25 protein-coding genes and 1 tRNA gene are annotated in these 26,317 nt (G+C 68.5%); 12 read left to right on the forward strand and 14 right to left on the reverse strand.

The annotated features are described in order from the left end of the window. Nucleotides 1-638: 638 nt before the first annotated feature. The 11 genes from ASF53_RS25930 to ASF53_RS25255 all read right to left on the reverse strand — a co-directional run bounded on the left by ASF53_RS25930 (nt 639) and on the right by ASF53_RS25255 (nt 12,677). A complete protein-coding gene (locus ASF53_RS25930) occupies nt 639-851 on the reverse strand; it encodes a helix-turn-helix domain-containing protein (protein WP_156635653.1) in 213 nt (70 codons plus the stop codon). Nucleotides 852-1,115: 264 nt separating this feature from the next. Then, nucleotides 1,116-2,180, reverse strand: a complete 1,065-nt coding sequence (locus ASF53_RS25935) for a hypothetical protein (RefSeq protein WP_156635655.1) — start codon at nt 2,178-2,180, stop codon at nt 1,116-1,118. Next, the gene (locus ASF53_RS18945) at nt 2,180-3,385 is read right to left on the reverse strand and encodes a tyrosine-type recombinase/integrase (protein WP_056202138.1); all 1,206 of its coding nucleotides are present in this window, start codon (nt 3,383-3,385) and stop codon (nt 2,180-2,182) included. Before ASF53_RS18945 ends, ASF53_RS25935 begins: the two co-directional genes overlap by 1 nt. 145 nt (nt 3,386-3,530) lie before the next feature. Next, nucleotides 3,531-3,623 (reverse strand) — tRNA-Ser (locus ASF53_RS18950). Nucleotides 3,624-3,658: 35 nt separating this feature from the next. Next, on the reverse strand, nt 3,659-4,441 hold the full coding sequence (locus ASF53_RS18955; RefSeq protein WP_056202142.1) for a glycosyltransferase family 2 protein: 783 nt from the start codon (nt 4,439-4,441) through the stop codon (nt 3,659-3,661). A 60-nt stretch (nt 4,442-4,501) separates the two neighbouring features. Beyond that, complete coding sequence (locus tag ASF53_RS18960; protein ID WP_056202146.1) at nt 4,502-6,034, reverse strand: acetate--CoA ligase; 1,533 nt, start codon at nt 6,032-6,034, stop codon at nt 4,502-4,504. A 98-nt stretch (nt 6,035-6,132) separates the two neighbouring features. Then, nucleotides 6,133-6,636, reverse strand: coding sequence for a GNAT family N-acetyltransferase (locus tag ASF53_RS18965; RefSeq protein WP_056202149.1), 504 nt, complete (start codon nt 6,634-6,636; stop codon nt 6,133-6,135). Nucleotides 6,637-6,704: 68 nt separating this feature from the next. Beyond that, nucleotides 6,705-7,802 carry a microcin C ABC transporter permease YejB gene (locus tag ASF53_RS18970; protein ID WP_056202153.1) on the reverse strand — a complete coding sequence of 366 codons (1,098 nt, stop codon included), beginning with the start codon at nt 7,800-7,802 and terminating at the stop codon, nt 6,705-6,707. A 9-nt stretch (nt 7,803-7,811) separates the two neighbouring features. Further along, nucleotides 7,812-9,674 carry an extracellular solute-binding protein gene (locus ASF53_RS18975; protein WP_056202157.1) on the reverse strand — a complete coding sequence of 621 codons (1,863 nt, stop codon included), beginning with the start codon at nt 9,672-9,674 and terminating at the stop codon, nt 7,812-7,814. Then, the gene (locus ASF53_RS18980; protein WP_056202161.1) at nt 9,671-11,584 is read right to left on the reverse strand and encodes an extracellular solute-binding protein; all 1,914 of its coding nucleotides are present in this window, start codon (nt 11,582-11,584) and stop codon (nt 9,671-9,673) included. Before ASF53_RS18980 ends, ASF53_RS18975 begins: the two co-directional genes overlap by 4 nt. A 175-nt stretch (nt 11,585-11,759) precedes the next feature. Beyond that, nucleotides 11,760-12,677: a c-type cytochrome gene (locus tag ASF53_RS25255; protein WP_082482841.1), complete on the reverse strand. Its 918-nt coding sequence runs from the start codon at nt 12,675-12,677 to the stop codon at nt 11,760-11,762. Between the two features lie 308 nt (nt 12,678-12,985). Between ASF53_RS25255 and ASF53_RS18990 the strand changes: the two genes are divergently transcribed. The 4 genes from ASF53_RS18990 to ASF53_RS19005 all read left to right on the forward strand — a co-directional run bounded on the left by ASF53_RS18990 (nt 12,986) and on the right by ASF53_RS19005 (nt 15,277). Then, nucleotides 12,986-13,729, forward strand: coding sequence for a 3-deoxy-manno-octulosonate cytidylyltransferase (locus ASF53_RS18990; RefSeq protein WP_056202164.1), 744 nt, complete (start codon nt 12,986-12,988; stop codon nt 13,727-13,729). A gap of 16 nt (nt 13,730-13,745) precedes the next feature. Continuing rightward, nucleotides 13,746-14,603: a prephenate dehydratase gene (locus ASF53_RS18995; RefSeq protein ID WP_056202167.1), complete on the forward strand. Its 858-nt coding sequence runs from the start codon at nt 13,746-13,748 to the stop codon at nt 14,601-14,603. A 91-nt stretch (nt 14,604-14,694) separates the two neighbouring features. Beyond that, on the forward strand, nt 14,695-14,970 hold the full coding sequence (locus ASF53_RS19000) for a BrnT family toxin (RefSeq protein WP_056202170.1): 276 nt from the start codon (nt 14,695-14,697) through the stop codon (nt 14,968-14,970). Beyond that, on the forward strand, nt 14,960-15,277 hold the full coding sequence (locus ASF53_RS19005) for a BrnA antitoxin family protein (RefSeq protein ID WP_056202173.1): 318 nt from the start codon (nt 14,960-14,962) through the stop codon (nt 15,275-15,277). Before ASF53_RS19000 ends, ASF53_RS19005 begins: the two co-directional genes overlap by 11 nt. Nucleotides 15,278-15,303: 26 nt before the next feature. Here ASF53_RS19005 and grpE read toward each other — a convergent pair whose 3' ends face one another. Both grpE and ASF53_RS19015 read right to left on the reverse strand, forming a co-directional pair. Continuing rightward, nucleotides 15,304-15,912 (reverse strand): nucleotide exchange factor GrpE, encoded by a 609-nt coding sequence (gene grpE, locus ASF53_RS19010; protein WP_056202178.1) that lies wholly within the window; start codon nt 15,910-15,912, stop codon nt 15,304-15,306. Between the two features lie 91 nt (nt 15,913-16,003). Continuing rightward, nucleotides 16,004-18,790 (reverse strand): [protein-PII] uridylyltransferase, encoded by a 2,787-nt coding sequence (locus ASF53_RS19015; protein WP_056202180.1) that lies wholly within the window; start codon nt 18,788-18,790, stop codon nt 16,004-16,006. Between the two features lie 158 nt (nt 18,791-18,948). Between ASF53_RS19015 and ASF53_RS19020 the strand changes: the two genes are divergently transcribed. From ASF53_RS19020 to ASF53_RS19050, 7 genes are read left to right on the forward strand one after another with little or no spacing between them, the layout of a single operon-like run. Continuing rightward, a complete protein-coding gene (locus tag ASF53_RS19020) occupies nt 18,949-19,923 on the forward strand; it encodes an aliphatic sulfonate ABC transporter substrate-binding protein (protein WP_056202184.1) in 975 nt (324 codons plus the stop codon). 8 nt (nt 19,924-19,931) lie between these two features. Continuing rightward, the gene (locus tag ASF53_RS19025; protein WP_056202189.1) at nt 19,932-20,564 is read left to right on the forward strand and encodes a LysE family translocator; all 633 of its coding nucleotides are present in this window, start codon (nt 19,932-19,934) and stop codon (nt 20,562-20,564) included. Nucleotides 20,565-20,624: 60 nt separating this feature from the next. Continuing rightward, nucleotides 20,625-21,464, forward strand: a complete 840-nt coding sequence (locus ASF53_RS19030; protein ID WP_056202192.1) for an ABC transporter permease — start codon at nt 20,625-20,627, stop codon at nt 21,462-21,464. Nucleotides 21,465-21,471: 7 nt separating this feature from the next. Next, complete coding sequence (locus tag ASF53_RS19035; protein ID WP_056202195.1) at nt 21,472-22,251, forward strand: ABC transporter ATP-binding protein; 780 nt, start codon at nt 21,472-21,474, stop codon at nt 22,249-22,251. Nucleotides 22,252-22,311: 60 nt separating this feature from the next. Then, nucleotides 22,312-22,821, forward strand: a complete 510-nt coding sequence (locus tag ASF53_RS19040; protein WP_056202198.1) for an OsmC family protein — start codon at nt 22,312-22,314, stop codon at nt 22,819-22,821. 26 nt (nt 22,822-22,847) lie between these two features. Next, nucleotides 22,848-23,546 carry a response regulator transcription factor gene (locus ASF53_RS19045; protein ID WP_056202200.1) on the forward strand — a complete coding sequence of 233 codons (699 nt, stop codon included), beginning with the start codon at nt 22,848-22,850 and terminating at the stop codon, nt 23,544-23,546. Next, nucleotides 23,543-24,970: a HAMP domain-containing sensor histidine kinase gene (locus tag ASF53_RS19050; protein ID WP_056202203.1), complete on the forward strand. Its 1,428-nt coding sequence runs from the start codon at nt 23,543-23,545 to the stop codon at nt 24,968-24,970. Before ASF53_RS19045 ends, ASF53_RS19050 begins: the two co-directional genes overlap by 4 nt. 7 nt (nt 24,971-24,977) lie before the next feature. Here the strand turns inward: ASF53_RS19050 and ASF53_RS19055 are convergent, their stop codons facing one another. Next, the gene (locus ASF53_RS19055; protein WP_056202206.1) at nt 24,978-25,193 is read right to left on the reverse strand and encodes a hypothetical protein; all 216 of its coding nucleotides are present in this window, start codon (nt 25,191-25,193) and stop codon (nt 24,978-24,980) included. A 418-nt stretch (nt 25,194-25,611) separates the two neighbouring features. On the opposite strand from ASF53_RS19055, the gene ASF53_RS19065 reads away from it, so the two are divergent. Beyond that, a complete protein-coding gene (locus ASF53_RS19065; RefSeq protein WP_056202215.1) occupies nt 25,612-26,307 on the forward strand; it encodes a DUF2161 domain-containing phosphodiesterase in 696 nt (231 codons plus the stop codon). Nucleotides 26,308-26,317: the final 10 nt, after the last annotated feature.

Here is a 26,317-nt window from a genome sequence, read left to right on the forward strand (position 1 = left end):
GATAGAACTTTGCCCGCGATATCGGCGGGTTCAGCGCTGCCCAAGGTTTCGTCCGCGCCTTCGAGTTCGCACGAGGCCTGGCACCATCAGCCGCCCTCGCAGATCTGGCATTCGCAGCCCGCCTGCTGCGCCGGAGTTTCTGGAACTCGCGCTCGGTCATCCCGGCCGGCCGCATAGTTCTGATTCCCAGCCCATCCCGCTCCTGAAGGGTGAGCCGTAATTCGTCGCCTACGTCCTGAGCGGCCAAGTGCATTTCCTGGCGATCGGCGCGCTCCCCGGCCTCGACGATGATCCGTTCGACTTCCTCCCGCTCCACCTTCGGCGTCACCTGAAACGCCCAGTCGCGAACCAGAGGCGCGGCCCCCTTTTCGTGGAAGCCCCCGCCTGTTCGATGAGCGCCGGAGCCGCCGCCCATAGATATGTTTCGCCCTCGCCGTCGGTATCGACGGGCCCGCCATATCTACATTCAATGAGTCGGACGATCTCGGCGAGGCGCTGCCGGTTCGGGGTCCAGGCGGTGCCTCTCCTGCGCCTTCGCTCGAGGCTAGCCACGGGAGGCGCAGGGCTTGGCCCCGCGAACAGATCCCGAATCGGCCGAGGGGGTTGCTTCTTCGGCTTGGCCATCGCCTTTGCCGCGGTCAGCGTTGAGCGGCGTTGCGCGGCGCGACAGCCGGAATACGGTCGAAAAATTCGTTGATCGACGTGTCGAAGATGATCGTCCGGGTTCCGACCTTATGAGCCTTCAGCTGTCCATCTCGGATCAGGCTGAAGACTTTGGTTCGCCCGCAACCAATGATTTCCCCGGCCTCGTCGACCGAGTGGCCTCGGCGAGTTACACCACGCGCTTCCATCTTACGTCCTCGTGCGCCCCAAATCGCTGGGGCGCTTCGAAGATCGCTGACGCTCGGAAGTCGCGATAACCCCGAACATGCGGAAATTTGCAAGCGTCGAATGGGGGTATCTCAGCCACCGTTGAGATGCACACCTGCCTCGATACGCTTTGCGAAGTATCCGGCGGGTTTTGCTTCCCAGCCGACCAATTTCCAAGCTGATCGAACAAACTCCTCGAAAAGACCATTTCCCGTGCGACCAGGGGTTTCGCCGGTTAGGACAGTTCACGCGCTCGCTATCTCCTTGACAAATTCGCTGGCCAGATGATCCTTGCGGCCATCGCGGCTGCTTTCTGGCTCTTGAAACGTTCGTTCCAAATGCTGAATTGTTTTGAGGAGTGATTTCGCCTGCGCTTGTGCTTTAGCAACATCGTCCTCAGCAGCGTGCAACAGGAAATGCAACGGGCGATCTTCGTCCTCTGGAACCGATGCGTCAAAATCAATGAATAATCCGGCATCTCCGATGCCTATATGTCGAAGGAAACCTTCTAACTCTCCGGCGATCGAACGTAAGTTCTCGTTGATTTGACGTCTGTCTGCCTTCGCTTGCGGCCACTCTTCGGCTCGCGCTTTCGCGAGCTTGTAAGCTAACCCTGCAGATCCCCACACCATTGCTCGGACCTGCACGAAGGTCGACGTGGCGTTACCGGTTCTATGCGCGAAGGCGTTCTTGATCCGACCGGCATCGAGGAGCTTTCGGGTGATTCTGTCGATGTCGAAGGTGCCCTCTGGCCCGTGCAGATTCGTCGGTTCTCGCGGAGGACTTTCGGAGAGGTGGTTGTTGACGGGTGGAGCCCGCCAACCCGCGGCACGTGCTGCGGCAAGGCGAGCGCCATCTCGATCAGCGTCGAGGCGTTGCTCGTCCGCCCGTGCGCGGTCGATCTCGGCCCAAAGCTCCTCGGATATTGGCTCGCGGGCTGACGCTTCAGCGGCCTCGACCCGTCGCCCGATGCAGGCCTGGGCGAATTGCGCGGGAGAAAGCAGTTCGTCGATATCAGCGTCGTCGCGCCACTTCGGCCGCAGCGTCAGGCCGCTGCCTCCGTCTCTCGGGCGGCCGTGAAGTGGGCCGAGCCCGGCAAGCACCACTCCTGCCGAAGTCAGCACCGCGAACTCGCTCTGGAAGTCCGCCGCCCGCGAGTTGGGATCGACCTCTACGAGATCGCCGACGCTCGCCGTGAAAGCTTCCACAGCGAGCGCGGAAACGCGGAAGATTAGGCGGCCATCCCGCTCGTCGACCTGCTCCAGGCGCGTGAAGCGGTCCGGCGGGACGTTGATCGGCGAGGGACGCATCAGGCTGCCCCGGCTGGCCGGAACGGGATGGCAGCGCCACCCGTTGGCGCGGCGAGAAATGCCGCCCACGCGTCCATCAGCGCACGCCTCTTTTCCAGCGCGTCGCCCCGGCGGTAGGCGAGTTCCACCGCGTCGCCGACCGCGTGTGCAAGGGCAGCCTCGGCAACCTCGCGCGGGGTCGCCGTTGCTTCGCCGGCCCAGTCCCTAAAGCTCGATCGAAACGCGTGGGCCGTAGCGGCACAGCCCATTCGCGTGAGAAGGGCGCTGAAGGCCATATCGGAAAGGGGGCGGTCGGCGCGGAATGAGGGGAAGACGAGATCCCCGCGCCGCAGCGGGGCGACCGCGTCGAGGATCTCCACAGCCCGGGCGACGAGGGGTACGCGATGTTCGCGGCCTGCCTTCATGCGCTCACCAGGGATGACCCAGAGATTTTTACCGATGTCGATCTCCGCCCAAGTCGCACCGCGGACCTCGCCGCTGCGCGCCGCGGTCAGGATCGCGAACTCGAGCGCCAGCGCGGCCACCCCGGTCCGCTTCCTGAGATCGGCACAGAATGCTGGCATTTCGTTGAAAGGCACAGCCGCATGGTGACCGCGGGTCAGCCGGCGTCGCTTCGGCAGGAGATGCCCGCGCCAGCGTGCCGGATTCTCGCCCTCGCGCAGCCCCTGCGCCTTGGCCGCATCAAGGATACGTTCGATCCGTCCGCGCACTCTGGAGGCGGTTTCAGCCTTCTCCAACCAGATCGGCCGTAACACTGCGAGCAGGTCGTCAGTGCTGATCTCGGCGATCGGCTTGGCCCGGAGCGAGCTGGCGTAGGTTGCGAGCGTCGAGGTCCATTGCGCCGCATGCTTGTCGTTGCGAAAGCCCTTCGAGAGCTCGGGAATGAGCTGATCAGCGAAGGCGCCGAACGATATGGCCGCGGGCTGGCGCGAATCGACGGAGCAGCGCGCGTCTATCGGATCGCGCCCCTCCGCAAGCAACCTCCGCGCTTCGTCTCGACGCCGCCGGGCATCGGCGAGACTGACGGAGCCAAGGCCGCCGAGACCCATCTCCCGCTGACGGCCCTGGCTGCGGAAGATCAGCAGCCAACGCTTAGCGCCAGAAGGGTCGACCTGGAGGTAGAGTCCGCCACCATCTCCATAGCGGCCAGGCGCCGTGACGGTCGCCACCGATCGGGCATTGAGTTTGTCGACAGCACGGGGCATGTGTCCGCCCAACCCCCAGCATTTACCCCAGCATCCGACGCGGATTGTAGCGGACGGTTGTGAACGCCAGCAACCGTCAGGGCGCTGTGGGCGCTCTAGAAATCAGGTTGATCCGGACGGGGGTAAACGGCTGCGAACAGGTGGGTGGCGGAGACGGAGGGATTCGAACCCTCGATACCCTTATTAGGGGTATGCTCATTTAGCAAACGAGTGCCTTCAGCCTCTCGGCCACGTCTCCACTGCGCTTGGCTGTAGAAGCTCCGGCGGGGCGGGTCAACCCGGTCGGCGCGGGGTTGTGACACGACGTTCGTAATGCTTGGCCACGCGCAGGTGGCGCGAGATCGCGTAGTTCATCGCGGTGAGGAAGCCGTAGGCGCCGCGCACGAAGTGGCGGCGGCCGAAATAGGCCTTCAGGAAGTTGCCCGGCAGCTCGACATAGAGGCGCCAGGCCGGGATCGTGACGCCGCGGGCGTCGAGGTCGTCGGCCTGCTGGTCGGAATAGCGGTTGAGCTTGGCGAGCTGGTCGCCCAGCGAGCGCACCGAGAAATGGTGGATGCGCCCTTTGATCCGCCCCGTGGTGACGCCGGGGCCGAGCACGACCCGGTCGTGGACCGGCGAGGTGGAGTAGGTGCTCAGGTCGCGCCGGTAGAGCCGCACCGGGGTCAGAACGTAGGCCCAGGGGTGGGGGCGTGTCTCGCCCGGAAAAATCTCGGCGATGGCGATGGTCCACGCGGCGTGCGCCGGCTCGCCTTGAGCGAAGACCGCGCGGATCTGCTCGGCGAGATCGGGGGGCACCACCTCGTCGGCATCGAGGTTAAGCACCCAGTCGTGGCGGCACTGCCCTTCCGCGAAGCGCTTCTGCCGGCCGTAGCCCGGCCAGTCGTTGTGGATCACCCGGGCGCCGAGCGAGGCGGCGAGCGCCTGCGTCCCGTCGGTCGAACCGGAATCGACCACGACGATGTCGTCGGCCAAGTCGCGCACCGCCGCGAGGGTCGCACCCAGGCGGTCGGCCTCGTTCTTGACGATGATGAAGACGGAGATCGGGAGCGGGGCCATGGGTCTCGAAGCGCGCGGGGCCTTCGCTGTACCGGCGCGAATCGGCGCGAACAAGCGCGGCTAGGCGGCCGCCTCGGCGAGCCGCTTGCGCTGAACCTTGCCGTTGGCGGTGCGGGGCAGCGCCTCGACGAAGCGGATGGCGCGCGGCGCCTTGTAGGCGGCCAGACGATTCCCGCACCACGCGATGAGCCCCTCCGCGTCGGGCTCGGCGCCGGGGCGCAGAACCACGAAGGCGGCGATGACCCGCAGATCCGCCCGCACGGCCAACTCCGTTACCCCGACCTCGGCGATGTCGGGATGGCCCGCCAGTACACCTTCCACCTCGACGGGTGAGACGCGGTAGCCCATGGCGTTCATCAGGTCGTCGTTGCGGCCGTGGAACCAGAGATAGCCGTCGGCATCCAAGCTCGCGAGGTCGCCGCCGGCAAACCATGCGCCGCGCATCACGGCGGCTTCCTCCTCCGGTCGCTGCCAGTAGCCGAGCATCAGGCCGGGGTCGGAGCGGTGGATCGCCAGCAGGCCGGTCTCGCCCGGCGGCAGCGGTTCGGGCGGCCCGTCTGCGGGCAGGATCGCGACGCGGCGTCCCGGTTGCGGACGGCCGGGCGAACCGGGGCGAACGGGGATGGTCGGGCCGCTCGACACGTAGGTCGAGATCTCGCTCATGCCGAGCGCCTCGTAGAGCGGCTTGCCCGTGGCCGTCGTCCAGGCGTCGAGCAGGTCGGCCGAGAGGGCCTCGCCCGCGGTGACGCCGTGGCGCAGGCGGGAGAGGTCGTGCTCGGCCAAGTCGGCGTATTTGAGGATCTGGCGGTAGACGCTCGGCACCGCCGCGAAGATCGTCGCGCCCTGCTCGGCGATCAGGCGAGGCCAGATCCCGCGGTCGCGCGGGCCGTTGTAGAGCACCGTCGTGGCGCCGCAGGCCCAGGGGTCGGTGATGCCGACGCCGAGCGTGTAGGTCCAGTTCATGGTGCCGGCATGCAGCATCACGTCGGTTTCGGTGAGGCCGAGCCAGTGCGCGTGCATCGGCCGGCGGCCCCAGATGGCGCGGTGGGCGTGGAGCACGCCCTTGGGGCGGCTCGTGGTGCCGGAGGTGTAGACGAGGGTCGCCGGATCGTCGGCGGCGGTGTCGGCGTAGTCGGCCAGCGGCTCGCCCGTTTTCATCGCCGCGATGGCCTCGGCGTCGAGGTGGAGGCAGCCCGCAGCAGCGCCGGAATCCGAAAAGCCTTCGCCGGTCACCACGGCGGCGATGCCGGCATTCTCCATCAGGAAGGCGGCCTCGTCGGCCGTCAGTTGCGGCGAAGAGGGGAGGGCGACGAGGCCGGCGGCGAGCGCGCCGAAATAGACCAGCACGTAATCGGCCTCGTTGCCCATGCGGATCATCACCCGGTCGCCGGCCTTCAGCCCGAGGCCGAGCAGCCCGGCCGCGATGCCCCGCACCGCCCGGTCGGCCTGCCTATAGGTGAGGCGGCTGACGGTGCCGCCCTCGCCGACCATGACCAGCGCCGTCTTGTCGCCGCGCAGCCGAGCATTCTCCGCAAGGCAGTGGCGGGCCGCGTTGAAGCGGGGCGGCGGCTGGCGGTCGTCGGTGGTCGGCACGGCGGGCGTTTCCCGTTATCTCGGCGTTTGCCCTGGTGTCCGATCCCGATCTGCGGCGGTCAAGCGGCGTCCGGCCGTGGAATGCCGCATGCAGCCCGCTATGGGCGAACAGGCCGGATCGCGCCGGAGAGGCCGGCGCTCGCCCCGTCCTTGAGTTCGAGCCAGAGGAAGCGAGCCGGATCGACCGGCCCCGGCAGGGCGAGCCGGCCGGCGGGCACGGGCTGGAAACCGAAGCGGCGGTAATAGGGTGCGTCGCCCACAAGCACGACGAGGCCGTGGCCGGCGGCGCGGGCGGCATCGAGGCTTGCCTGCATCAGGCTCGTGCCGATGCCGCGATCGGAAAAGCTCGGATCGACGGTGAGCGGCCCGAGCACGAGGAGCGATCCGCCCTCGGCTTCAGCCGGGCCGATCCGCACCGAGCCGACGAGATAGGTGCCGACCAGCGCCGTCAGGCAGAGATCGGGCAGGGGCGCGACGCCCTCGCGCAGGCGGTAGGCGGTGCGGGCGAAGCGGCCGGGGCCGAAGGCGCGGGCGTGCAGCCGCTCGATCGCCGCGGCGTCGTCCGGGTGCTCGGGTCGGATGACGAGGGGGAGGGCGGTCACGGGTGGCGTCCGGCGGCGAATGCGCGCCGATAGCAGCCGCCAGCGCAGCCGGCAAACAAAGTCGGGCTTCAGGCGCCCCGCGCCGAGAAATCGATGCGCGGATCGATCCAGGTGTAGGTGAGGTCGGAGAGGAGATTCACCGCCAGACCGAGCAGGGAGAAGATGTAGAGCGTGGCGAACACCACCGGATAGTCGCGGCCGACGATGGAGGAGAAGGACAGGAGCCCGAGCCCGTCGAGCGAGAAGATCGTCTCGATCAGCAGCGAGCCGGTGAAGAAGGCGGTGATGAAGGCGCCGGGAAAGCCCGCGATGACGATCAGCATCGCGTTGCGGAAGACGTGGCCGTAGAGAACGCGCCGCTCGCTCACGCCCTTCATGCGGGCGGTGACGACGTATTGCTTGCGGATCTCGTCGAGGAACGAGTTCTTGGTCAGCAGCGTCGAGGTGGCGAAGGCGCCGAGCACGAGAGCAGAGAGTGGCAGCACGAGGTGCCAGGCATAGTCCAGGGCCTTGCCCCAGAGACTGAGCGACTCGAAGTTCTCCGAAGTGAGGCCGCGCAGCGGGAAGATCTGCAGGAACGAGCCGCCCGCGAACAGGATCACGAGCAGGATGCCGAACAGGAAGCTCGGGATCGCGTAGCCGACGATGACGACCGCCGAGGTCCAGACGTCGAAGCGCGAGCCGTCAGAGACCGCCTTGCGGATGCCGAGCGGAATCGAGATCGCGTAGGAGATCAGCGTCATCCACAGGCCGAGCGAGATCGAGACCGGGAGCTTCTCCTTGATCAGGTCCAGCACCGAGACATCGCGGAAATAGCTGCGGCCGAAATCGAAGCGCAGATAGTCCCACAGCATCTTGCCGAAGCGCTCGTAGGCCGGCTTGTCGAAGCCGAACTGCGCTTCGAGCTTCTTGATGAAGGCCGGGTCGAGCCCCTGCGCGCCGCGATATTTCGAGGCCTCGCCGCCGCTGCGGGCCGCCCCGCCGCCGAGATCGCCCTGGCCGCCGGTGATGCGCGAGAGCGAGCCTTCCTGCTGGCCCTGGAGCTGGGCCAGCACCCGCTCCACCGGGCCGCCGGGGGCGAACTGGATGATGGCGAAGGTGATGAGCATGATCCCGAGGATCGTCGGGATCATCAGCGCGATGCGGCGCAAGATATAGGCGAGCATGGATAGTCCTCAGCCCCGGCCGATCCGGCGCGCCTTGGCCTCGTCGTACCACCACAGGGCCGGCACGCCGAGCCCGTAGGTCGGCAGCTTCGCCGGGCGGCCGTACATGTCCCACAGGGCGAGGCGATACTCGGGCGAGTACCACATCGGAATCCAGTAGCGGCCGGCCCGCATCACCCGGTCGAGGGCGCGGCAGGCCACGGTGAGGCTTGCGCGCGATCCCGCGTTGGCGATGCGGTCGAGCAGCGCGTCGATCACCGGATCGGCGATGCCGGCGAGGTTGTTGGAGCCGGGGATCGCCGCCGCGCGCGAGCCGTAGGCCTCACGTAACTCAGGCCCCGGCGTCGCATCGCCCGAGGCGGCGCGGGAGGTGACGTCGAAGTCGAAGTCGCGCACCCGCGCCTGATACTGCGCGGCATCGACCGCGCGCTGGCGCGCCTTGATGCCGATCAGCCCGAGATTGCGGATGAAGGGCTGGACGATCGGCTCCCAGACGGAATCCGAATCGAGGAATTCGAATTCGATCGGCTTGCCGCTCGGCAGCCGCAAGGCGCCGCCCTCGCGGGTGCAGCCCGCTTCCTTAAGCAAAGCCACCGCGCGGGCGAGCAGCGCCCGGTCCTGGCCCGAGCCGTCCGGCACCGGCGGCGTCCAGGCCTCGCCGAAGACCTCGGCCGGCACCTGCCCGCTGAAGGGTTCGAGCAGGGCCAGCTCCTCCGCCGAGGGCTTGCCCGTCGCCATCAGGTCGGTCTTCTGGAAGAACGAGACGGTGCGCTCGTAGGAGCCGAACATCGCCGTGCGGTTGGTCCAGGGGAAGTCGAAGCACAGGCTGATCGCCTCGCGCACGCGGGGATCCTTGAACACCTCGCGGCGGGTGTTGAAAAACCAGCCCTGGATGTTGGCGGGCGAGGTGTCGGGCAGGGTCTCGCGCTTGACGCGGCCCTCGCGCGCGGCGGGAAAATCGTAGCCCGTCGCCCAGATCCGCGAGGTGAATTCCTGGCGGTAGGTGTAGGCGCCGCCCTTGAACGCCTCGAAGGCCACCTGCCGATCGCGAAAATACTCGTAGCGGAGCTGGTCGAAATTGTTCTGCCCGACCATCACCGGAAGATCGGCGGCCCAGTAATCGGTCACCCGCTCCAGCTCGATGAAGCGGCCGATATCGATCCGCCCGACCTGATAGGGGCCGGAGCCGAGCAGCGGCTTGAGGGTCTGGGCCTCGAAGTCGCGTCCCTCGAAGAACTTCGCCGAAAAGATCGGGAGCCCGGCGACGATCAGCGGCAGGTCGCGGCTGCGGCCGGGGGCGAACCGGACGACCAGGATCTCGTCGCCGTCGGCCCTCGCCTCGGCGACATCGCCGATCACCTGCGCGATCGTCGGGTGCCCCTTCTCCTTGAGGACGGTCAGGGAGAAGGCCGCATCCCGAGCGGTCAGGGGTGAGCCGTCGTGGAAATGCGCGTGGGGGCGCAGGGCGAAGCGGTAGGTCAGGCCGTCGGGGCTGATCTCGACCGAGCGGGCGACGAGGCCGTAGAGCGCGTCCGGCTCGTCCAGCGCGCGCACCATCAAGCTGTCGAAGGTAAGATTGATCCCGGCCGCGCCGTTGCCGCGGAAGACGTAGGGGTTGAGCGTGTCGAAGGTGTCGAACGCCTGATTGCCGAAGGTCTGGACGAGATGGGTCGAGAAGCGCCCGCCGCGCGGCGCCATCGGGTTCACGTAGTCGAAGTTCGGGAAGTCGGGCGCGTATTTCAGCTCGCCGAAGCTCGAAAGGCCGTGGGCCTTGCGGACATCCTCGGCGCGGGCCGAACGGGGCAGGGCGCCCGCGAGCGCCAGCACCCCGGTGCCGAGGACGACGCTGCGGCGGGTCGCGCCCGTGCTCATCGCGGCGCCCCCGTCTTGGCGGCGAGCGCCTCGTCGTACCACCACGTCGTCGGGAAGCCCGAGGAGCCGTATTTCGGCAGCACCGCCGGACGGCCGAAGCGGTTCCAGCGCAGCGTCCGCGTCGCGGCCGAGGACCATTGCGGCACCATGAAGTTGTGGGCGAGCAAGGCACGGTCGAGGGCGTGCGTGGCGGCGACCAGCGTCTCGCGGTCCTGGGCGAAGATCACCTTCTCGATCAGCGCGTCGATGCCCGCATCTTTGATCCCGGCGATGTTGCGCGAGCCCGGCTTGTCGGCGGCCGCCGAGCCCCAGAACTCACGCTGCTCGTTGCCGGGCGAGAGCGATTCCGGCCAGCTTGAAGTGGTGATGTCAAAATCGAAGCTGCGCAGGCGGTTCTGGTACTGCGCCTGATCGATGACGCGGATCGAGGACTCGATGCCGATCAGCTTGAGCTGCGCAGCGTAGGGCAGGATCACCCGCTCGAACACGTTCTGGAATTCGAGGAACTCGACGGTCAGCGGCTCGCTGGTCGCCTTGGAGACCATCCGGCCGCCCTTCAGCTCGTAGCCGGCCTCGCGCAGCAGGCCGACCGCCTTGCGCAGGTTGGCCCGCGCGGCCTCGGGCGTGTCGTTGACGGGGTTTGTGTAGGTCTCGGTAAAGACGCTGGCCGGCAGCTTGTCCTTTACGCTCTCCAGGATCACCTTCTCCATCCCGTCGGGCAGGCCCGACGAGGCGAGGTCCGAGCCGTAGAAGTAGGAATCGATCCGGCTGTAGAGGCCGTAGAAGAGCTGCCGGTTCATCTCCTCGAAGTTCAGGGCGAGGTTGAAGGCACGGCGGACGCGCTCGTCCTTGAACTTGTCCCGGCGCAGGTTGAACGCGAAGGCCTGCATGATGCCGGTGCCGCGGCCGGGGAATTCCTCCTTGATCAGGCGGCCTTCCTTCACGGCGGGAAAATCGTCGTAGGCGGTGGCCCAGTTGCGGGCGATGTTCTCGCTGCGGAAGTCGTAGAGGTCGCCCTTCAGCGCCTCCAGCAGCACCGAGCCGTCGCGGAAATACTCGAAGCGGACCGTGCCGAAATTGTTGCGGCCGCGGTTCACCGGCAGATCCTTGCCCCAGTAATCGGCCGCGCGCTCGTAGATGGCCGAGCGGCCGGCATCGATCTTGGTTAGGCGATAGGGGCCCGAACCGAGCGGGATCTCCAGGGTCGTCTCAGTGGCGCTGCGCGGCTTGCCGTTCTTATCGGTGCCGGTCCACCAATGCTTGGGCAGCACCGGCATCTGGCCCAGCACCTGCGGCAGTTCGCGGTTGCCGGCCTCGCTGAAGCGGAAGACGATTTCGCGCTCGGCCCCCGGCTCGGCCTTGGACACGGTGTGGTAGTAGGCGGTGTAGAACGGGCTGTTGGCCTTCAGCGTGTCGAAGGACCAGATCACGTCCTCGACGGTGACCGGCTTGCCGTCGTGCCAGCGCGCGTTCGGCCGCAGGCGATAGGTCACCGACTGGCCGTCCTCAGCGATCCGCACGCCCTCGGCGAGGAGGCCGTAGGACGAGAACGGCTCGTCACCGGAATCCTCCATCAGCGTGTCGTAGATCTGGGTGATCCCGCCTTCGAGATCGCCCTTCAGGCCGTTGACGATGAGGTTGAGGTTGTCGAAGCCGCCCTGCGACCCGAGCCGCACCATGCCGCCGACCGGCGCCTTCGGGTCGGCATAGTCGAAATGCTGGAAGTCCGGGCCGTATTTGGGTTCGCCGAGCAGGGTCAGCGCGTGGCGCCAGGTGCCGGGGGCCTCCTGCGGCGAGACCTTCGAGGCGGATTCGGCGGGCTCCTGAGCGGAGACGGGGCCTCGCAGCCCCAGGAGGACGAGCGCTCCGGCAAGGAAGCTGCGGCGGGCAATTACGGCGTTTTCCGTCACGTTGGCGCGGTCTCCCGATCCCGTGAGAGGTCAGTCGGGCGTCGTTCTAGGACGAGCCCGGGGCCGGCGCCACCCGCCGCGAGCGCGCAGCCGGCGCGGCCACGGGCCGGGACATGAAAAAGGCCGGGCTTTGCAGGGCCCGGCCTTCTCGGAAAAACGGATGTGTCGCTCTGCCTTACGGCTTGGGCGCCTCGGGGTCGGCCTTGGCCGGCGGCTCGGTGGCCGGGGTGGACTCGGAGCCCGGCTCCGCCTTGGTCGGGATGTCACCCGAGGGCTTGGCTTCGGGCGCCTGGGTCGGGGCGACCTCGTTGCGCTGGGGCTGGACCTGCGGCGCCGGGACCGGGCGGGCGGTGTCCTTGCCGTCGCCGGATTGCGTGTTGCCCTGCGGCGCGTTGGTCTCGGGCGTCTTGCTCTTGTCGCCGGTCGCGCTCTCCACCGGCTTGGTCTCGGCAGGCTTCTTCTCCTCGGACGCCTTCTTGTCGGCGGCCTTGCCCTCGGCCGGCTTCTCGGCCTCGGTCTTCTTGTCGCCGGCCGGCGCCGTCTCAGCCTTCTTCTCGGCGACCGGCAGCGGCTTCGGGCTGTCGGCGAGCGTGCGGAGATAGGCGATGACGTTGGCGCGGTCCGTCGGCGAGCCGATCCCTGCAAACGCCATCTTGGTGCCCTTCACGTAGCCCTTCGGGCTCTCGAGGAAGTGGTCGAGATCCTCGTAGGTCCAGGTGCCGCCCTTCTCCTTGAGCGCGGCGGAGTAGTCGAAGCCGGCGGCATGCGCCTTCTCGCGCTCCACGATCTCCCAGAGGTCGGGGCCGACCTTGTTGGGGCCGCCCTTCTCGAAGCTGTGGCAGGCCTGGCAGGCCTTGGTGCCGCCCTTGCCCTTGTCGGCATCGGCGCTGGCGAGCCGCACGGCGATGGGCTCGGCCTTCGGCGCTTCCGCCGCCGCGCCGCCGCTCTTCGGCTCCGGCTCGGGCAGGGCATAGCCGGCGCTTCCGGCGGGCTTTGGATGATAGATCAGCTCCGCAACGAAGCCCGACCCGACCGCGAACAGGAGGGCACCCAGGACCGCGCCCGCAACCTTGTTCAGCTCGAAGGAATCCATGCTCGACAGCTCCGGCGCGCGGGATCAGGACCCGGCGGATGAGGGCCCGACGGGCAGACGCCGGACTTTGGAGGATTTCAAGGGTGATTAGCCGTTCGGGCCCGATCTTGACAATGGGCCATGCGCGCTGCGCGCTGTCGCACACCGATATTCGTCACACGCTTCGAGCGAGCGGGCATTTTCGTTGCAGCTCTGCCGCACCGCGAGGCGGGAATGCCCGGTCATGACAAGCCGCACCGCCGCTGCTAGAGCGCTCCCGCGCGCCGAAAAACCCCTTCCGCCCGACTTCGTCCGACCCGCCCGAGGCCATGTCCGATCCCCTGATCCTGATTCCGGCCCGCCTCGCCGCGACCCGGCTGCCGTCGAAGCCGCTCGCCGACATCGCTGGCGTGCCGATGATCGTCCATGTCTGGCGCCGCGCCGTGGAGGCGGGCATCGGCCCCGTGGTGGTCGCCACCGACACCGACGCGGTCGCCGAGGCGATCGAGGCGCAGGGCGGGCTGGCGGTGATGACCCGGCCCGATCACCCTTCCGGCTCCGACCGCCTCGCCGAAGCTCTGGAGATCGTCGATCCCGACGGCAACCACGACGTCGTCGTCAACGTCCAGGGCGACCTGCCGACCATCGACCCGGCGATCATCGCCGCATCCGTGATGCCGCTCGCCGACCCGCAGGTCGACATCGCCACCCTCTGCGCGGTGATCCACCGCGCGGAAGAGATGGACGATCCCAACGTGGTCAAGATCATCGGCCACACGGTGGGGCCGAACCGCCTGCGCGCGCTGGCCTTTACCCGCGCCCGCGCCCCCTGGGGCGACGGGCCGCTGTTCCACCATATCGGCCTCTACGCCTATCGCCGGAAGGCGCTCGCCCGCTTCGTCGCCCTGCCGCAGGGCGAGTTGGAGCAGCGCGAGAAGCTGGAGCAGTTGCGCGCGCTGGAGGCCGGCATGCGCATCGACGCGATGATCGTCGAGGATCTGCCGCTCGGCGTCGATACCCCCGCCGACCTCGAGCGCGCCCGCACGCTGCTCGCCATCCGCCGCCTGAACTGAGCCTGCTGAAGCACCGATGACCGACCGCACCATTGCCTACCAGGGCGAGCCCGGCGCCAACTCGCACATCATCTGCTCGCAGGCCTATCCCGGCTGGACCGCGTTGCCCTGCGCCACCTTCGAGGACGCCTTCGCCGCGGTGAACGAGGGCAAGGCGAATCTGGCGATGATTCCGATCGAGAACTCGATCGCCGGCCGGGTCGCCGACATCCACCACCTGATCCCGACCTCGCGGCTGCACATCATCGCGGAGCACTTCCTGCCGATCCACTTCCAGCTCATGGCTCTGCCGGGGGTGGGCGCGGAGCGGCTGACGAGCGTGCACAGCCACATCCACGCGCTCGGCCAGTGCCGCCGGATCATCCGGCGGCTCGGCCTCAAGGCAGTGGTGGCCGGCGACACGGCGGGCGCGGCCCGCGAGGTGGCGGAGGCGCGTGATCCCAGCCGCGCGGCGCTCGCTCCGGCCATGGCGGCCGAGGTCTACGGCCTCGACATCCTGGAGCGCGACGTCGAGGACGAGGCCCACAACACCACGCGCTTCGTCGTGTTCTCGCCGGAGCCCGCCGAGTGCGAGCCGGGCAACGGCCCGACGGTGACGAGCTTCATTTTCCGGGTCCGCAACATCCCGGCGGCGCTCTACAAGGCCCTCGGCGGGTTCGCGACCAACGGCGTCAACATGTCGAAGCTCGAGAGCTACATGGTCGAGGGACAGTTCACCGCAACCCAGTTCTACGCCGAGGTCGATGGCCACCCCGAGGATGACGGCCTGCGCCGGGCTCTCGAAGAGCTGCGCTACTTCTCGAAGGAGCTGCGCATCATCGGCACCTATCCCGCTCACCCGTTCCGCGAGACGACGCGGCAGGCGGCGGAGTAAGGCGCCCCCCGTCTGACTGCACCCATCGCCGAACAATCAGATTGTATCTACAATCTGATTGCCGCGACGATCGAACGGAGCTACGTTTCAGATGTTGATTGTCTGGGACGAGCCCAAGCGCCTGACCAACCTGCACAAGCACGGTCTCGATTTCGCGGATTTCGAAGCAGGTTTCGACTTCGAGACCGCTCTCGTCGTGGCGGCGCAGCCGAGCGCAACCGGCTCAGCCCGAATGAAGATCATCGGCGAGTTCGACGGGCAGACGGTGGTGGCGGCGATCATCGCTCCTTTGGGACGGGAAGCGATCTCCCTCATCAGCCTGCGCCGAGCGAGCCGGAGCGAACGGAGGCTCTACGATGCCCGCTGACAAGCCCGATCGGACACCGATCACGGCCGCGGAGGAGGCCCGGATCCAGGCCGGTATCGCGGCCGATTCCGACAACCCGGAATGGACCGAAGCGGATTTTCGAAGCGCCGTGCCCTTCGAACAGGCCTTTCCCGTCCTCGCGGAAAAACTGCGCCGCAGCCGCGGCCCCCAGAACGCTCCGACCAAGCAGCTCGTCAGCTTGAGGCTCGATCAGGACGTCCTGCTTCGTTTCAGGGCGACCGGTCCGGGCTGGCAGTCTCGAATGAACGAAGCCCTGCGCCGGGCCGCGGCCGATCTCTCCGACTAAGCCGGAGATCGGCCGCTCTCGCTGCCTCAAGCCGCGTCGGCAGACTTGTCCTTGTTGGCCTCGGGCTTCGGGCCGCCCTTGGAGACGCCGACCAGGGCCGGGCGCAGGGTCCGGTCGCCGATGACGTAGCCGGTCTGCACCACTTGGACGACGGTGCCGTTGGGGACCTCGGTGTTGGGCACCTCGAACATCGCCTGATGGCGGTTCGGGTCGAAGCGCTGGCCCTTGGGATCGACCACCTTCACGCCGTGGCGCTCCAGCGTCTTGGTGAGATCACGCTCCGTCAGGTCGATGCCCTCGATCAACCCCTTGAAGGGCCCCTCGGCACCCGCGCGCGCCTCCTCCGGCACGCTTTCAAGCGCGCGGCGGACATTGTCGGCGGTGTTGAGCATGTCGCGGGCGAAGTTCGTCACCGCGTAGGTGCGGGCATCCGCGACCTCGCGCTCGGTGCGGCGGCGCAGGTTCTCCATCTCGGCCAGCGTGCGCAGCAGGCGGTCCTTGAACTCGTCGCGTTCGGCGATCGCGGCGGCGAGCCCTTCGGCATCCGCGCCCGCATGCGCGGCACCGGATTGCGGCGGAACCTCCGCCTCCGCGCCGTCGTGCCGCTCGTGCTTCTCCATGTCGTCAGCCATCATCGTGCGATCGATCAGGTCTCGAAGGGTTCCGGGATGGGGCTGATATCATTCGGGCAAACCCCGAAATCAAGCGCAGGGTGCGACGGATCGGTCAGAGTTCCCGCGGCGGCGGCGAATCGACGAGGGCGTCGAGCCCTTCCGCGCGAAGCGCCGCGACGTCGCTGGCGAACACCTCCATCACCGCGGCGCGGATCATCGCGAGGCGGTCGGGCTGCACCACGCGGGTGCCGGTGAGGTCGGTCACGTAGAACACGTCCACCGCCCGCTCGCCGAAGGTCGCCACATGCGCCGAGGTGATGTTGAGGCTCAGGCGGTTGAGCCCCGTCGTCAGCTCGTAGAGCAGGCCCGGCCGGTCGAGGCCGGTGATCTCCACCACGGTCTCGCGGCTCGACAGGGCGTTGTCGATCGACACGTCCGGCGGCACGAGGAAGGTCTTGGGCGGCTGCTTCGGGTGCTTGTCGGCGACGAGTTCGGCGATCTTGATCTCGCCCTTCAGCGCCCGTTCGATCGCCGTGGCGATGCGGTCGGCGCGACGCAGCTCGTCCTCGTCTCGCTCGAAGGCGCGGGAAATGAAGATCGAATCGAGGGCGAAGCCGTCGGTCGTCGTGAAGATCTGCGCATCGACGATGTTGCCGCCCATGGTCGCGCAGGCGCCGGTGATGATAGCGAGCAGCCGCGGATGATCGGGGGAATAGACCGTCAGCTCGGTCACCCCGCGCACGGGGTCGGTCTCGTAGGTCGTGGCGCTGGTGCGGCCCTCTTCCATCACCGTGCGCAGGAAGCGGGCGTTCTTGAAGTGGCGCGTGCTGTCCACCTTGAGCCAGTAGGCTTGGTTGTGGCGCGCGGCATAGGCGTCGAACAGGTCGGAGCTCCAGTCGGCGAGCTGCTCGCGCAGCGCCATCTGGATCAGCCGCACCCGGTCGGTCCGGGCGATCTCCGAATGGCCGCCGGACAGGACGACTTCGGTCTCGTCGTAGAGGGTGCGCAGCAGCGTGCCCTTCCAGGCTGTCCACACGCCGGGGCCGACCGCCTTGATGTCGGCGACGGTGAGGATCGCGAGCAGCTTCAGCCGCTCCAGGCTCTGCACCTCGCTCGCGAACTTCTCGATCGTCCTGCGGTCGGAAAGGTCGCGGCTCTGGGCCGTCATCGACATCAGCAGGTGGTGCTCGACCAGCCACGAGACCGTCTCGGTCTCCGCCTGGCTCAATCCGAAGCGCGGCCCGAGCTTGCGGGCGATGGCCGCACCGGCGATCGAATGGTCCTCGGGCCGGCCCTTGGCGATGTCGTGGAGCAGGATCGCGACGTAGAGGGCGCGGCGATTGTGGATCGTATCGATCAGGCGCGAGGCGAGCGGATGCTCGTCGCGCACCCGGCCGGAATCGATCGCCGCGAGCACGCCGAGCGAGCGCAGCAGGTGCTCGTCCACCGTGTAGTGGTGATACATGTTGAACTGCATCATCGCGACGATGCGGCCGAATTCCGGGATAAAGCGACCGAGCACGCCCGCCTCGTTCATCGATCGCAGGATCGTCTCCGGAGCGTTCTTCGACGTGAGGATGTCGAGGAACAGCCGGTTGGCCTCCGGATCGATGCGCACCGCGTGGGTGATGAGCTTGAGCGAGCGGTTGGCCAGCCGCGCCGCGTCCGGATGGATCGGGAGGTTGTGCCGGTCGGCGAGCCAGAACAGCCGGATCAGGTTGACCGGATCGCGCTCGAACGTGTCCTCGCCGCGGATGTTGACCCGGCCGTTGTCGATCCAGAAATCCTCCGCCTCGATCGAGGTCGCGCGGAAGCGGTCGCGGAAGCGGCCGATCCAGCGGTCGAGCACCGGTGTGCGCTTGGCGTGGCGGGCCTCCAGCTCGGCGCAGACGATGGCGGTGAGGTCGCCGACATCCTTGGCGATGAGGAAATACGCCTTCATGAAGCGCTCGACGCCCGAGAGGCCGCCGCGGGAGCCGAAGCCGAGCCGCTCGGCGATCTTCGGCTGCAGCCCGAACGACAGGCGCTCTTCCGGCCGCCCGGTCACGAAGTGGATGTGGCAGCGCACCCGCCACAGGAACTCCTCGCAGCGCTCGAACAGGCGGTACTCGTCCGGCGTGAACAGCCCGGCATGGACCAGTTCGGCCTGATTGCGCACGCGGTAGGTGTATTTCGCGATCCAGAACAGGGTGTTGAGGTCGCGCAAGCCGCCCTTGCCGTCCTTGACGTTGGGCTCGACGAGGTAGCGCGAGGCGCCCGCCTTGGCGACGCGGGCATCGCGCTCGCGCAGCTTGGCATCCACGAATTCGGAGGCCGACCCGATAACCAATTCGGTGTCGAAGCGGGTGACCATTTCCTCGAACAGCGAGCGCGAGCCGAACAGGAAGCGGGATTCGAGCAGCGCGGTGCGGATCGTCATGTCGGCGCGGCCCTCGCGCAGGCATTCCTCCACGGAGCGCGTGGCGTGGCCGACCTTCAGTTTGAGATCCCACAGCACGTAGAGCATCGCCTCGACGACGCTCTCGGACCATGCGGTCTGCTTGTAGGGCAGCAGAAACAGCAGATCGATATCCGAGCCCGGTGCCATCGTCCCCCGGCCGTAGCCGCCGGTGGCGACGATGGCGAGATGCTCGCCGGTGGACGGGTTGTCGTTGGGATAGAGGCGCCAGACCACGGCGTCGTAGATCGCCCGCACCACCGCGTCGGTGAGGCGGCTCAGGCGCTGCGCGCAGGCGAGGCCGTCGCGTTCCTTCAACAGAAGCCGCTCGGCCTCTGCGTGCCCGGTCTCGATCACCTTGCGCAACTCGGGCACAAGGAGCCCTCGCAGCTTGGTCGGTTCGCGGGCGTCGCGATCGAGGGAGGCGACGATTTTTTCCAGGGCGGGAACGGGGTCGAACATGGCCGTCCCGTTAGCATGTAAAGCCGGCGGCGGCATCGGTCGGTTGCGTGCAACTCAGCCGTTCTGTTCTGCGGATTTTCGTTTGACGAAACGAACGCGACTGTTCTAGCCATCTGGTGGATCCGGCAACAAGCCGGGCCGATATGGGAGACAGTCGCATGATTCGACGCCGCACCGTCCTCTCCGCATTCGCCGGATTGTTCGGCCTTCTCGCGACGGGTTCGAACCTGCAGGCTGCCGAAATCTCCGAGATCCGGCTCGATTGGGCGACCTACAATCCGGTCAGCCTCGTTTTGAAGGAGAAGGGGTTTCTGGAAGAGGCGCTGAAGGCCCGCGGCATCAAGGTGCGTTGGGTCCAATCGCTCGGCTCCAACAAGGCGCTGGAATTCCTGAACGGCGGCGCCATCGATTTCGGCTCCTCGGCGGGCGCGGCGGCACTCCTGGCGCGCATCAACGGCAACCCGATCAAGGTCGTCTACGCCTATTCCCGGCCGGAATGGACCGCGCTCGTCACCCGCAAGCAGACGGGGATTTCCAAGCCCGCCGACCTCAAGGGCAAGCGCATCGCCGTCACCCGCGGCACAGATCCGCACATCTTCCTGATCCGCGCGCTTCAGGGCGCCGGGCTCACCGAGAAGGACGCCAAGCTCGTCCTGCTCCAGCATGCCGACGGCCGCACCGCGCTCGACCGCGGCGATGTCGATGCCTGGGCCGGGCTTGATCCGATGATGGCCGCCGCCGAGATCGAGAGCGGCGGCGTGCTGTTCCACCGCGACGCCTCCGCCAACACCTGGGGCGTGCTCGACGTGCGCGAGGATTTCGCCAAGGCGCATCCCGATCTCGTGCGGGTCGTCATCGCCGCCTACGAGCAGGCCCGCGCCTATGCGCTCACCAACCCGGACGCGCTGAAGAGCGCGCTCGTCTCGGCCACCAAGCTGCCCGAGCCGGTGATCGCCAAGCAGATCGAGCGCACCGATCTCAGCCAGCCGGCCGTCGGTTCGGCCCAGGCCGAGAGCATCCGCGCCGCCGGCCTCGCCTTGCAGCAGGCGGGCGTCATCCCCGCTTCCACCGACGTGGCGGCGGCGGTGGACGGGCTGATCGATCCGCAGTTCAACCCGGCCCCGGCCCGCTGAGCCTGCCGATGCCGGACGCCGCGCACCTCGCCGCCTTCGCCCTGGTCTGCCTCGGGATGGTGCTGACGCCCGGCCCGAACATGGCCTATCTCGTCTCGCGCACCGTCGTGCAGGGGCGGGCGGCCGGGCTGGTCTCGCTGACAGGCGTCGCGGCGGGCTTTGTCGTCTACCTGCTCTGCGCGGCCTTCGGCATCACCGCCCTCCTCGTGGCGGTGCCCTTCGCCTACGACACCCTGCGCCTGTCGGGTGCGGCCTATCTCTTCTTCCTCGCATGGCAGGCCGTGCGGCCCGGCGGGCGCTCGCCTTTCGACACCCGCCCGCTGCCGCCGGACGGGGCGGGGCGGCTCTTCGCCATGGGTTTCCTTACCAGTGTGCTGAACCCTAGGATCGCTGTGATGTACCTGTCACTGCTGCCGCAATTCATCGATCCGGCGGCGGGCGGGGTGCTGACGCAATCCCTCGCGCTCGGCCTCGTCCAGATCGCGGTCAGTCTCACGGTGAACGCGGTGATCGTCCTGTCGGCCGGGTCCGTCGCGGCGTTCCTGAAGGGGCGGCCCGTCTGGCTCCGTGCGCAACGCTGGTTCATGGGAACCGTGTTGGCCGGCCTCGCCCTGCGCGCGGCGACCGATGCGCGGCGCTGAACGCCGGATCCGGTAGGGTATCTTCGAGAACACGATGCAGATCCGGCCCGGCTCCCTCGCATGAGCGTCACCACCGTTCTCCCCGACGACACTGAAACGAAGGCGGCGCCTGCGCGTCGCTCCGCCATCCTCGGCGGAAGCGCGCGGCTGGCGCTGGGCCTACTGCTGCCGCTCGCCCTGGCGCTCGGCTGGGAGGCGGCCGTCGCGACCGGGTTCGCCTCCGGGCGCCTGCTGCCGCCGCCGAGCCGGATCGCGGCCGCCCTCTGGACGCTCGCAGCCTCGGGCGAACTCTGGACCCATGTCGAGGCGACCCTGATCCGCGTCGGCCTCGGCTTCGCCTTCGGGGCGGGCGCCGGCATCCTCGCGGGCGCGCTCACCGCAACGCTGCCGACCCTGCGCTGGCTGGTCGATCCGAGCCTTCAGGCCCTGCGCGCCGTGCCCTCGCTTGCCTGGGTGCCGCTGTTCATCCTGTGGTTCGGCATCCTCGAGACGCCGAAGGTCGCCTTGATCGCGGTCGGCGTGTTCTTCCCCGTCTATATCGGCGTGGCTGGCGCCATCGCCTCGGTCGATCGCAAGCTGGTGGAGGTTGGCCGCATCTTCCGCCTCTCGCGGGTCGCACTCGCCCGGCGCATCCTCCTGCCGGCCGTGCTCCCGGCCACCCTGACGGCGCTTCGCACCGGGCTCGGGCTGGGCTTCCTGTTCGTGGTGGCGGCCGAACTGATGGGCGCTTCCGAGGGGCTCGGCTACCTGCTTCTCGATGGCCAGCAATTCAGCAAGCCCGACCAGATCCTGACCGCGATCATCAGCTTTGCCGTCGTCGGCAAGGCCGCCGATGCCGGGCTCGTCGCCCTGACCAGCCCGCTGGTGCGCTGGCAGGATACGGCGCGCGAGACGCTGTGAGGCCGCCATGCTGAGCATCCAGAGCCTCTCCAAGACCTATGCCGACGGCACCCGCGCGCTGGAGGGCATCGACCTCGACGTTCCGAACGCCGAGATCGTCGCGCTGATCGGCGGCTCAGGCTGCGGGAAGACGACGCTCCTGCGCCTCATCGCCGGGCTCGACCGGCCGAGTGCGGGCCAGATCGCGCTCGACGGTGAGCCGATCACCGGCCCCCATCCCGGCGTCGGGCTCGTGTTTCAGGAGCCGCGCCTGCTGCCCTGGCTGACGGTCGCCGAGAATGTCGGCTTCGGCATCGATCATCTGCCGCGGCGCGAGCGCAGGGAGCGCGTCGCCCACGCCCTGGAGCGGGTCGGCCTCGCCGAGCAGGCCGGGCGCTGGCCGCGCGAATTGTCGGGCGGGCAGCAGCAGCGCGTCTCGATCGCCCGCGCCTTCGTGGCCAATCCGCGGGTGCTGCTTCTCGACGAGCCGTTCTCGGCGCTCGATGCCTTCACCCGCAAGGATCTCCACCGCCATCTCCTCGCCCTGTGGGAGGAGGTGCGGCCGACGGTGCTGATCGTCACCCACGACGTCGCCGAGGCCGTGGCGCTCGCCGACCGCGCCATCGTCATGCGCCCGCGCCCGGGCCGCCTCGACGACACGGTCGCGCTGCCGATGCGCCGGCCGCGCGACCCGGCGGCGCCGACGAGCGAGGCGGCGACCCGCAACATCCTCGCCGCCCTCGACCATTCGCTGCGCCCGCGCGACGCCTCCCGTGCGCCGGAACTCGCCGGCGGCAGCTCGTTCTGAGGTGTCGCGGCCGCGCGAAAGCCGCTAAATCCAGGCCACCAAAAAAACAGGAGGAAATCCATGGACGCCGACGCCCTGCGCGCTCTCCAGGCCCCGCTCAAGAACAAGTACCGTGAGACGCCGGATTCGGCCGTCATCACCCTCGAGGCGAAGGGCTCGCTCGACGACACCAGCATCGCCTGCAAGGTCGAGACCGGCCGCGCGCTGGCAGTGGCCGGCCTGCACCCCGCCACCGGCGGTTCGGGCGCCGAACTCTGCTCCGGCGACATGCTGCTCGAAGCGCTCGTCGCCTGCGCGGGCGTAACGGTGAAGGCGGTGGCCACCGCGCTCGAAATCCCGCTGAAGGCCGGCACGGTCAGCGCCGAGGGCGACCTCGACTTCCGCGGCACGCTCGGCGTCGACAAGGAGGCGCCGGTCGGCTTCCGCGCGATCCGCCTGACGTTCGACCTCGACACCGACGCCCCTCAGGAGAAGCTCGACCAGCTCCTCAAGCTGACCGAGCGCTACTGCGTCGTGTTCCAGACCCTCAACCACAAGCCGGAATTGTCGGTGAACGCCTCGCGCTCCTGAGCGGCGCAGCGTATCTGACAGGCGTCATGCGCCTGCTCATCATCGAGGACGACCGCGAGGCCGCCGCCTATCTGGTCAAAGCGTTCCGGGAAGCCGGGCACGCGGTGGACCATGCGGGCGACGGCCTCGACGGCTATGCGCTCGCCCGCGAGGGCGATTACGACGTTCTGATCGTCGATCGCATGTTGCCGAAGCTCGACGGGCTCTCGCTCGTGCGCTCCTTGCGCGAGCAGGAGATCGCCACGCCGGTCCTCATCCTCTCGGCGCTGGGCCAAGTGGACGACCGGGTGAAGGGGCTGCGGGCCGGGGGCGACGACTATCTCCCGAAACCCTATGCCTTCTCCGAGCTTCTGGCCCGTACCGAGGTGCTGGCCCGCCGCCGCACGGCCGCGACCGGCCAGAGCGAGGCCACCGCCTACCGGGTCGGCGATCTCGAACTCGACCGGCTCTCGCACCGGGTGACACGGGCGGGCCGCGAGATCGTGCTCCAACCCCGCGAGTTCCGGCTGCTCGAATACCTCATGCGTCATGCCGGGCAGGTCGTGACCCGGACGATGCTGCTGGAGCATGTCTGGGACTACCATTTCGATCCGCAGACCAACGTCATCGACGTCCACGTCTCGCGCCTGCGCGCGAAGATCGACCGCGGCTTCGAGCATCCGATGATCCACACGGTGCGCGGCGCGGGCTACGTCATCCGGGCCGACGAGCCGCAAGCCTCGTGAGTCCCGCCGCCTCACCGCCGCCGGACGGCCTCATCGCGCGCCTCGGAAAGATCTTCCGCACGACGGCGTTCAAGCTGTCGCTCGCCTATCTCGTGCTGTTCGCGGTGCTGGCCTCGCTCGGGCTCGGCTATGTCGCCTGGAACGCGCGCCGGGTGCTCGACGACCAGATCGTCTCGACCATCGATGCCGAGATCAACGGGCTGTCCGAGCAATACACCGCGGGCGGGCTGCGCCGCCTCATCGCCGTGGTGGAACGGCGCGCGGGGGAGCCCGGGGCCTCGCTGTATCTCGTGACCACGCCTGCGGGCGAGCACATCGTCGGCAATGTGAGCCGGCTGCCGGCCGACATCCTCGCCCGGTCCGGCCAGTACGAGAGCTATTACGGGCGCGGCTCCGATGCCGACCCGAGCGAGCACCGCGCGATCCTGCGGGTGTTCAACCTCGCCGGGGGCTTTCGCCTCGTGGTCGGCCGCGACACCGAAGAGCGCGACCGCTTGCGCGCGGCGATCGGCAACACCTTCGGCTCCTCGCTGGCCCTCGTCGTGCTGCTCGGCGTGCTCGGCGGCTGGTTCGTGGCGAGCCGCGTCTTGAAGCGCGTGGACGACATGACCGAGACCACCCGCACGATCATGGCGGGCGATCTCGACGGCCGCCTGCGGGTCGGCAGCGCCGGGGACGAGCTGGACCGCCTCGCCCAGAACCTCAACCTGATGCTGGAGCGCATCGGCGAGCTGATGCGCGGCATGCGCGAAGTCTCCGACAACATCGCCCACGACCTCAAGACGCCGCTCACACGCCTGCGCAACCGCGCCGACGAGGCCCTGCGCAATGCCGAGACGCCGGAGGCCCTGCGCGCGGCGATGGAGGGCGTGATCGAGGACAGCGACGGGCTGATCCGGGTGTTCAACGCGCTCCTCACCATCGCCCGGCTGGAGGCCGGCAACGCGCCCGAGAGCGTGAGCCGTTTCGACGCCGGTGCGGTGGCGCGGGAAGTGGCCGAACTCTACGAGCCGCTGGCCGAAGACAGGGGCCTCAGCCTCACCGTTCAGATCGAGCCGGACCTGAGCCTCGACGGCAATCGCGAACTGGTCGGGCAGGCGATCGCCAACCTCCTCGACAACGCGATCAAGTACGGTGCCTGCGCCTCGGCGTCCGGCCCGCAGGAAATCACGGTCAGCGCGCGCCGCGCCGATGGCGTCGTCCAGCTACGGGTGGCGGATCGCGGCCCCGGCATCCCGGAGGCCGAGCGGGAACGGGTGCTCGACCGCTTCGTGCGCCTCGATGCCGCCCGCACGCGCCCCGGCTTCGGCCTGGGCCTCAGCCTCGTCGCCGCCGTCGCCCGGCTGCACGGCGGAAGCCTCGACCTTGCCGATAATGCTCCGGGGCTCGCCGTCACCCTGAGCCTGCCGGCCGGTGCGGCCTGAAGCGAACTCAGTTCAGGAAATTGCGCACGCCGTCAGGGTCGGCAAGCGTCGCCTGCGGACTGCCGGGAAGCGCCAGGACCACCAGCAGCACCGCCAGCGTGATGGTGGCGAGCCCGAGCACCGCGCCGACCCGCTGCGGCTCGAACCGCCGGCTCGCGATCAGGATGCAGCCGAGCGTGAAGACGGCAGCTTCGGCGAAGGGAACGAGGTTGATGCTGCTCATCGATTCACTTTCGTCCTCGGTCGCCGTGTCGCCCGCCGGAGGTACCGCGAGAGAATGCCGCTCCGGCTTGGCTGGGATCAACCGAAGAAAGCGCGTGCCTGCTCCCCGAGCCCTTCATGACAGGACGGCCGGCCGGCCGAAAAATTCCCTCGAGGCAGGGCGCCGGGGCCGAGGTGCGGCTCCGACAAGCTGTCTTCGTTCGCGCGATCGTCAGAGCGGCTTCCAAGGACCATCGCTTCGACAGGTTCGCCCTGAGCAAGGAGGCGGCGCTGGCCGGGCTCGGCGCGGTGCGACCCGGCCTGACGGGGAGCGGGAAGACGCCTCGCGCGGTGGAGGTCTCGCGCTTCGGGTGGTATCTGCCTCGCGCGTGTCGCCCGATGATCCAACCGCTCCGCCCCATCCGCACGGCCTCCCGCGCTTGCCGGTCGCCGCGGCCGTGAGCGCGTCCGCCCGCCCGCCGGAAACAGCGCTCTACGCGCCGGTGAAGGGCTTCCTCGAAACCCTCGGCTTTGCCGTCAAAGGCGAGATCGGCGGCTGCGACCTCCTGGGCGTGCGCGAGGGCGAGCCGCCGGTGCTGGTGGTGTGCGAGCTGAAGCAGAGCTTCAACCTGGAACTCGTGCTGCAGGCCGTGGACCGCGCCGGCGCCTGCGACGAGGTGTGGCTGGCGGCGCGCCTGTCGGTGCGCGGCAAGGGGCGGGAGGCCGATGCGCGCTTCCGCAAGCTGTGCCGGCGCCTCGGCTTCGGCCTTCTCGGCGTCGGTGCCGACGACGGCGTCCATGTCCTTCTCGGCCCTGGAGCGCCGATGCCCCGGCGCGACCCCAAGCGGCGCTCGCGCCTTCTGAACGAGCATCGCCGCCGACAGGGCGACCCCGTGGCCGGCGGCGGTTCGCGTGCGCCGGTGATGACCGCCTATCGCCAGCAGGCCCTCCTCTGCGCCCGCGCCCTGGCGCCCGGGCCGCTGCGCCCGCGCGACCTGGCGAGCGCCGTCCCGACGGCTGCCGCCATCCTCCGCCGCAACGTCTACGGCTGGTTCGAGCGCACCGGCCACGGCGTCTACGCGCTGACGCCGGCCGGGCACGAGGCGATCGGGCGATGGCCTTCGACGCCCCCCTGACCCTCGCCCT

Origin of the sequence: Methylobacterium sp. Leaf123, from assembly GCF_001423405.1 — a bacterium.
Lineage (GTDB): Bacteria > Pseudomonadota > Alphaproteobacteria > Rhizobiales > Beijerinckiaceae > Methylobacterium.

What these genes read in the sequence shown, in the direction of transcription:
- ASF53_RS25930 (WP_156635653.1), bottom strand. Translation starts at nt 851, where the DNA reads ATGGAAGCGCGTGGTGTAACTCGCCGAGGCCACTCGGTCGACGAGGCC.
- ASF53_RS25935 (WP_156635655.1), bottom strand. Translation starts at nt 2,180, where the DNA reads ATGCGTCCCTCGCCGATCAACGTCCCGCCGGACCGCTTCACGCGCCTG.
- ASF53_RS18945 (WP_056202138.1), bottom strand. Translation starts at nt 3,385, where the DNA reads ATGCCCCGTGCTGTCGACAAACTCAATGCCCGATCGGTGGCGACCGTC.
- ASF53_RS18955 (WP_056202142.1), bottom strand. Translation starts at nt 4,441, where the DNA reads ATGGCCCCGCTCCCGATCTCCGTCTTCATCATCGTCAAGAACGAGGCC.
- ASF53_RS18970 (WP_056202153.1), bottom strand. Translation starts at nt 7,802, where the DNA reads ATGCTCGCCTATATCTTGCGCCGCATCGCGCTGATGATCCCGACGATC.
- ASF53_RS18975 (WP_056202157.1), bottom strand. Translation starts at nt 9,674, where the DNA reads ATGAGCACGGGCGCGACCCGCCGCAGCGTCGTCCTCGGCACCGGGGTG.
- ASF53_RS25255 (WP_082482841.1), bottom strand. Translation starts at nt 12,677, where the DNA reads ATGGATTCCTTCGAGCTGAACAAGGTTGCGGGCGCGGTCCTGGGTGCC.
- ASF53_RS18990 (WP_056202164.1), top strand. Translation starts at nt 12,986, where the DNA reads ATGTCCGATCCCCTGATCCTGATTCCGGCCCGCCTCGCCGCGACCCGG.
- ASF53_RS18995 (WP_056202167.1), top strand. Translation starts at nt 13,746, where the DNA reads ATGACCGACCGCACCATTGCCTACCAGGGCGAGCCCGGCGCCAACTCG.
- ASF53_RS19000 (WP_056202170.1), top strand. Translation starts at nt 14,695, where the DNA reads ATGTTGATTGTCTGGGACGAGCCCAAGCGCCTGACCAACCTGCACAAG.
- ASF53_RS19005 (WP_056202173.1), top strand. Translation starts at nt 14,960, where the DNA reads ATGCCCGCTGACAAGCCCGATCGGACACCGATCACGGCCGCGGAGGAG.
- grpE (WP_056202178.1), bottom strand. Translation starts at nt 15,912, where the DNA reads ATGATGGCTGACGACATGGAGAAGCACGAGCGGCACGACGGCGCGGAG.
- ASF53_RS19015 (WP_056202180.1), bottom strand. Translation starts at nt 18,790, where the DNA reads ATGTTCGACCCCGTTCCCGCCCTGGAAAAAATCGTCGCCTCCCTCGAT.
- ASF53_RS19020 (WP_056202184.1), top strand. Translation starts at nt 18,949, where the DNA reads ATGATTCGACGCCGCACCGTCCTCTCCGCATTCGCCGGATTGTTCGGC.
- ASF53_RS19025 (WP_056202189.1), top strand. Translation starts at nt 19,932, where the DNA reads ATGCCGGACGCCGCGCACCTCGCCGCCTTCGCCCTGGTCTGCCTCGGG.
- ASF53_RS19030 (WP_056202192.1), top strand. Translation starts at nt 20,625, where the DNA reads ATGAGCGTCACCACCGTTCTCCCCGACGACACTGAAACGAAGGCGGCG.
- ASF53_RS19035 (WP_056202195.1), top strand. Translation starts at nt 21,472, where the DNA reads ATGCTGAGCATCCAGAGCCTCTCCAAGACCTATGCCGACGGCACCCGC.
- ASF53_RS19040 (WP_056202198.1), top strand. Translation starts at nt 22,312, where the DNA reads ATGGACGCCGACGCCCTGCGCGCTCTCCAGGCCCCGCTCAAGAACAAG.
- ASF53_RS19045 (WP_056202200.1), top strand. Translation starts at nt 22,848, where the DNA reads ATGCGCCTGCTCATCATCGAGGACGACCGCGAGGCCGCCGCCTATCTG.
- ASF53_RS19055 (WP_056202206.1), bottom strand. Translation starts at nt 25,193, where the DNA reads ATGAGCAGCATCAACCTCGTTCCCTTCGCCGAAGCTGCCGTCTTCACG.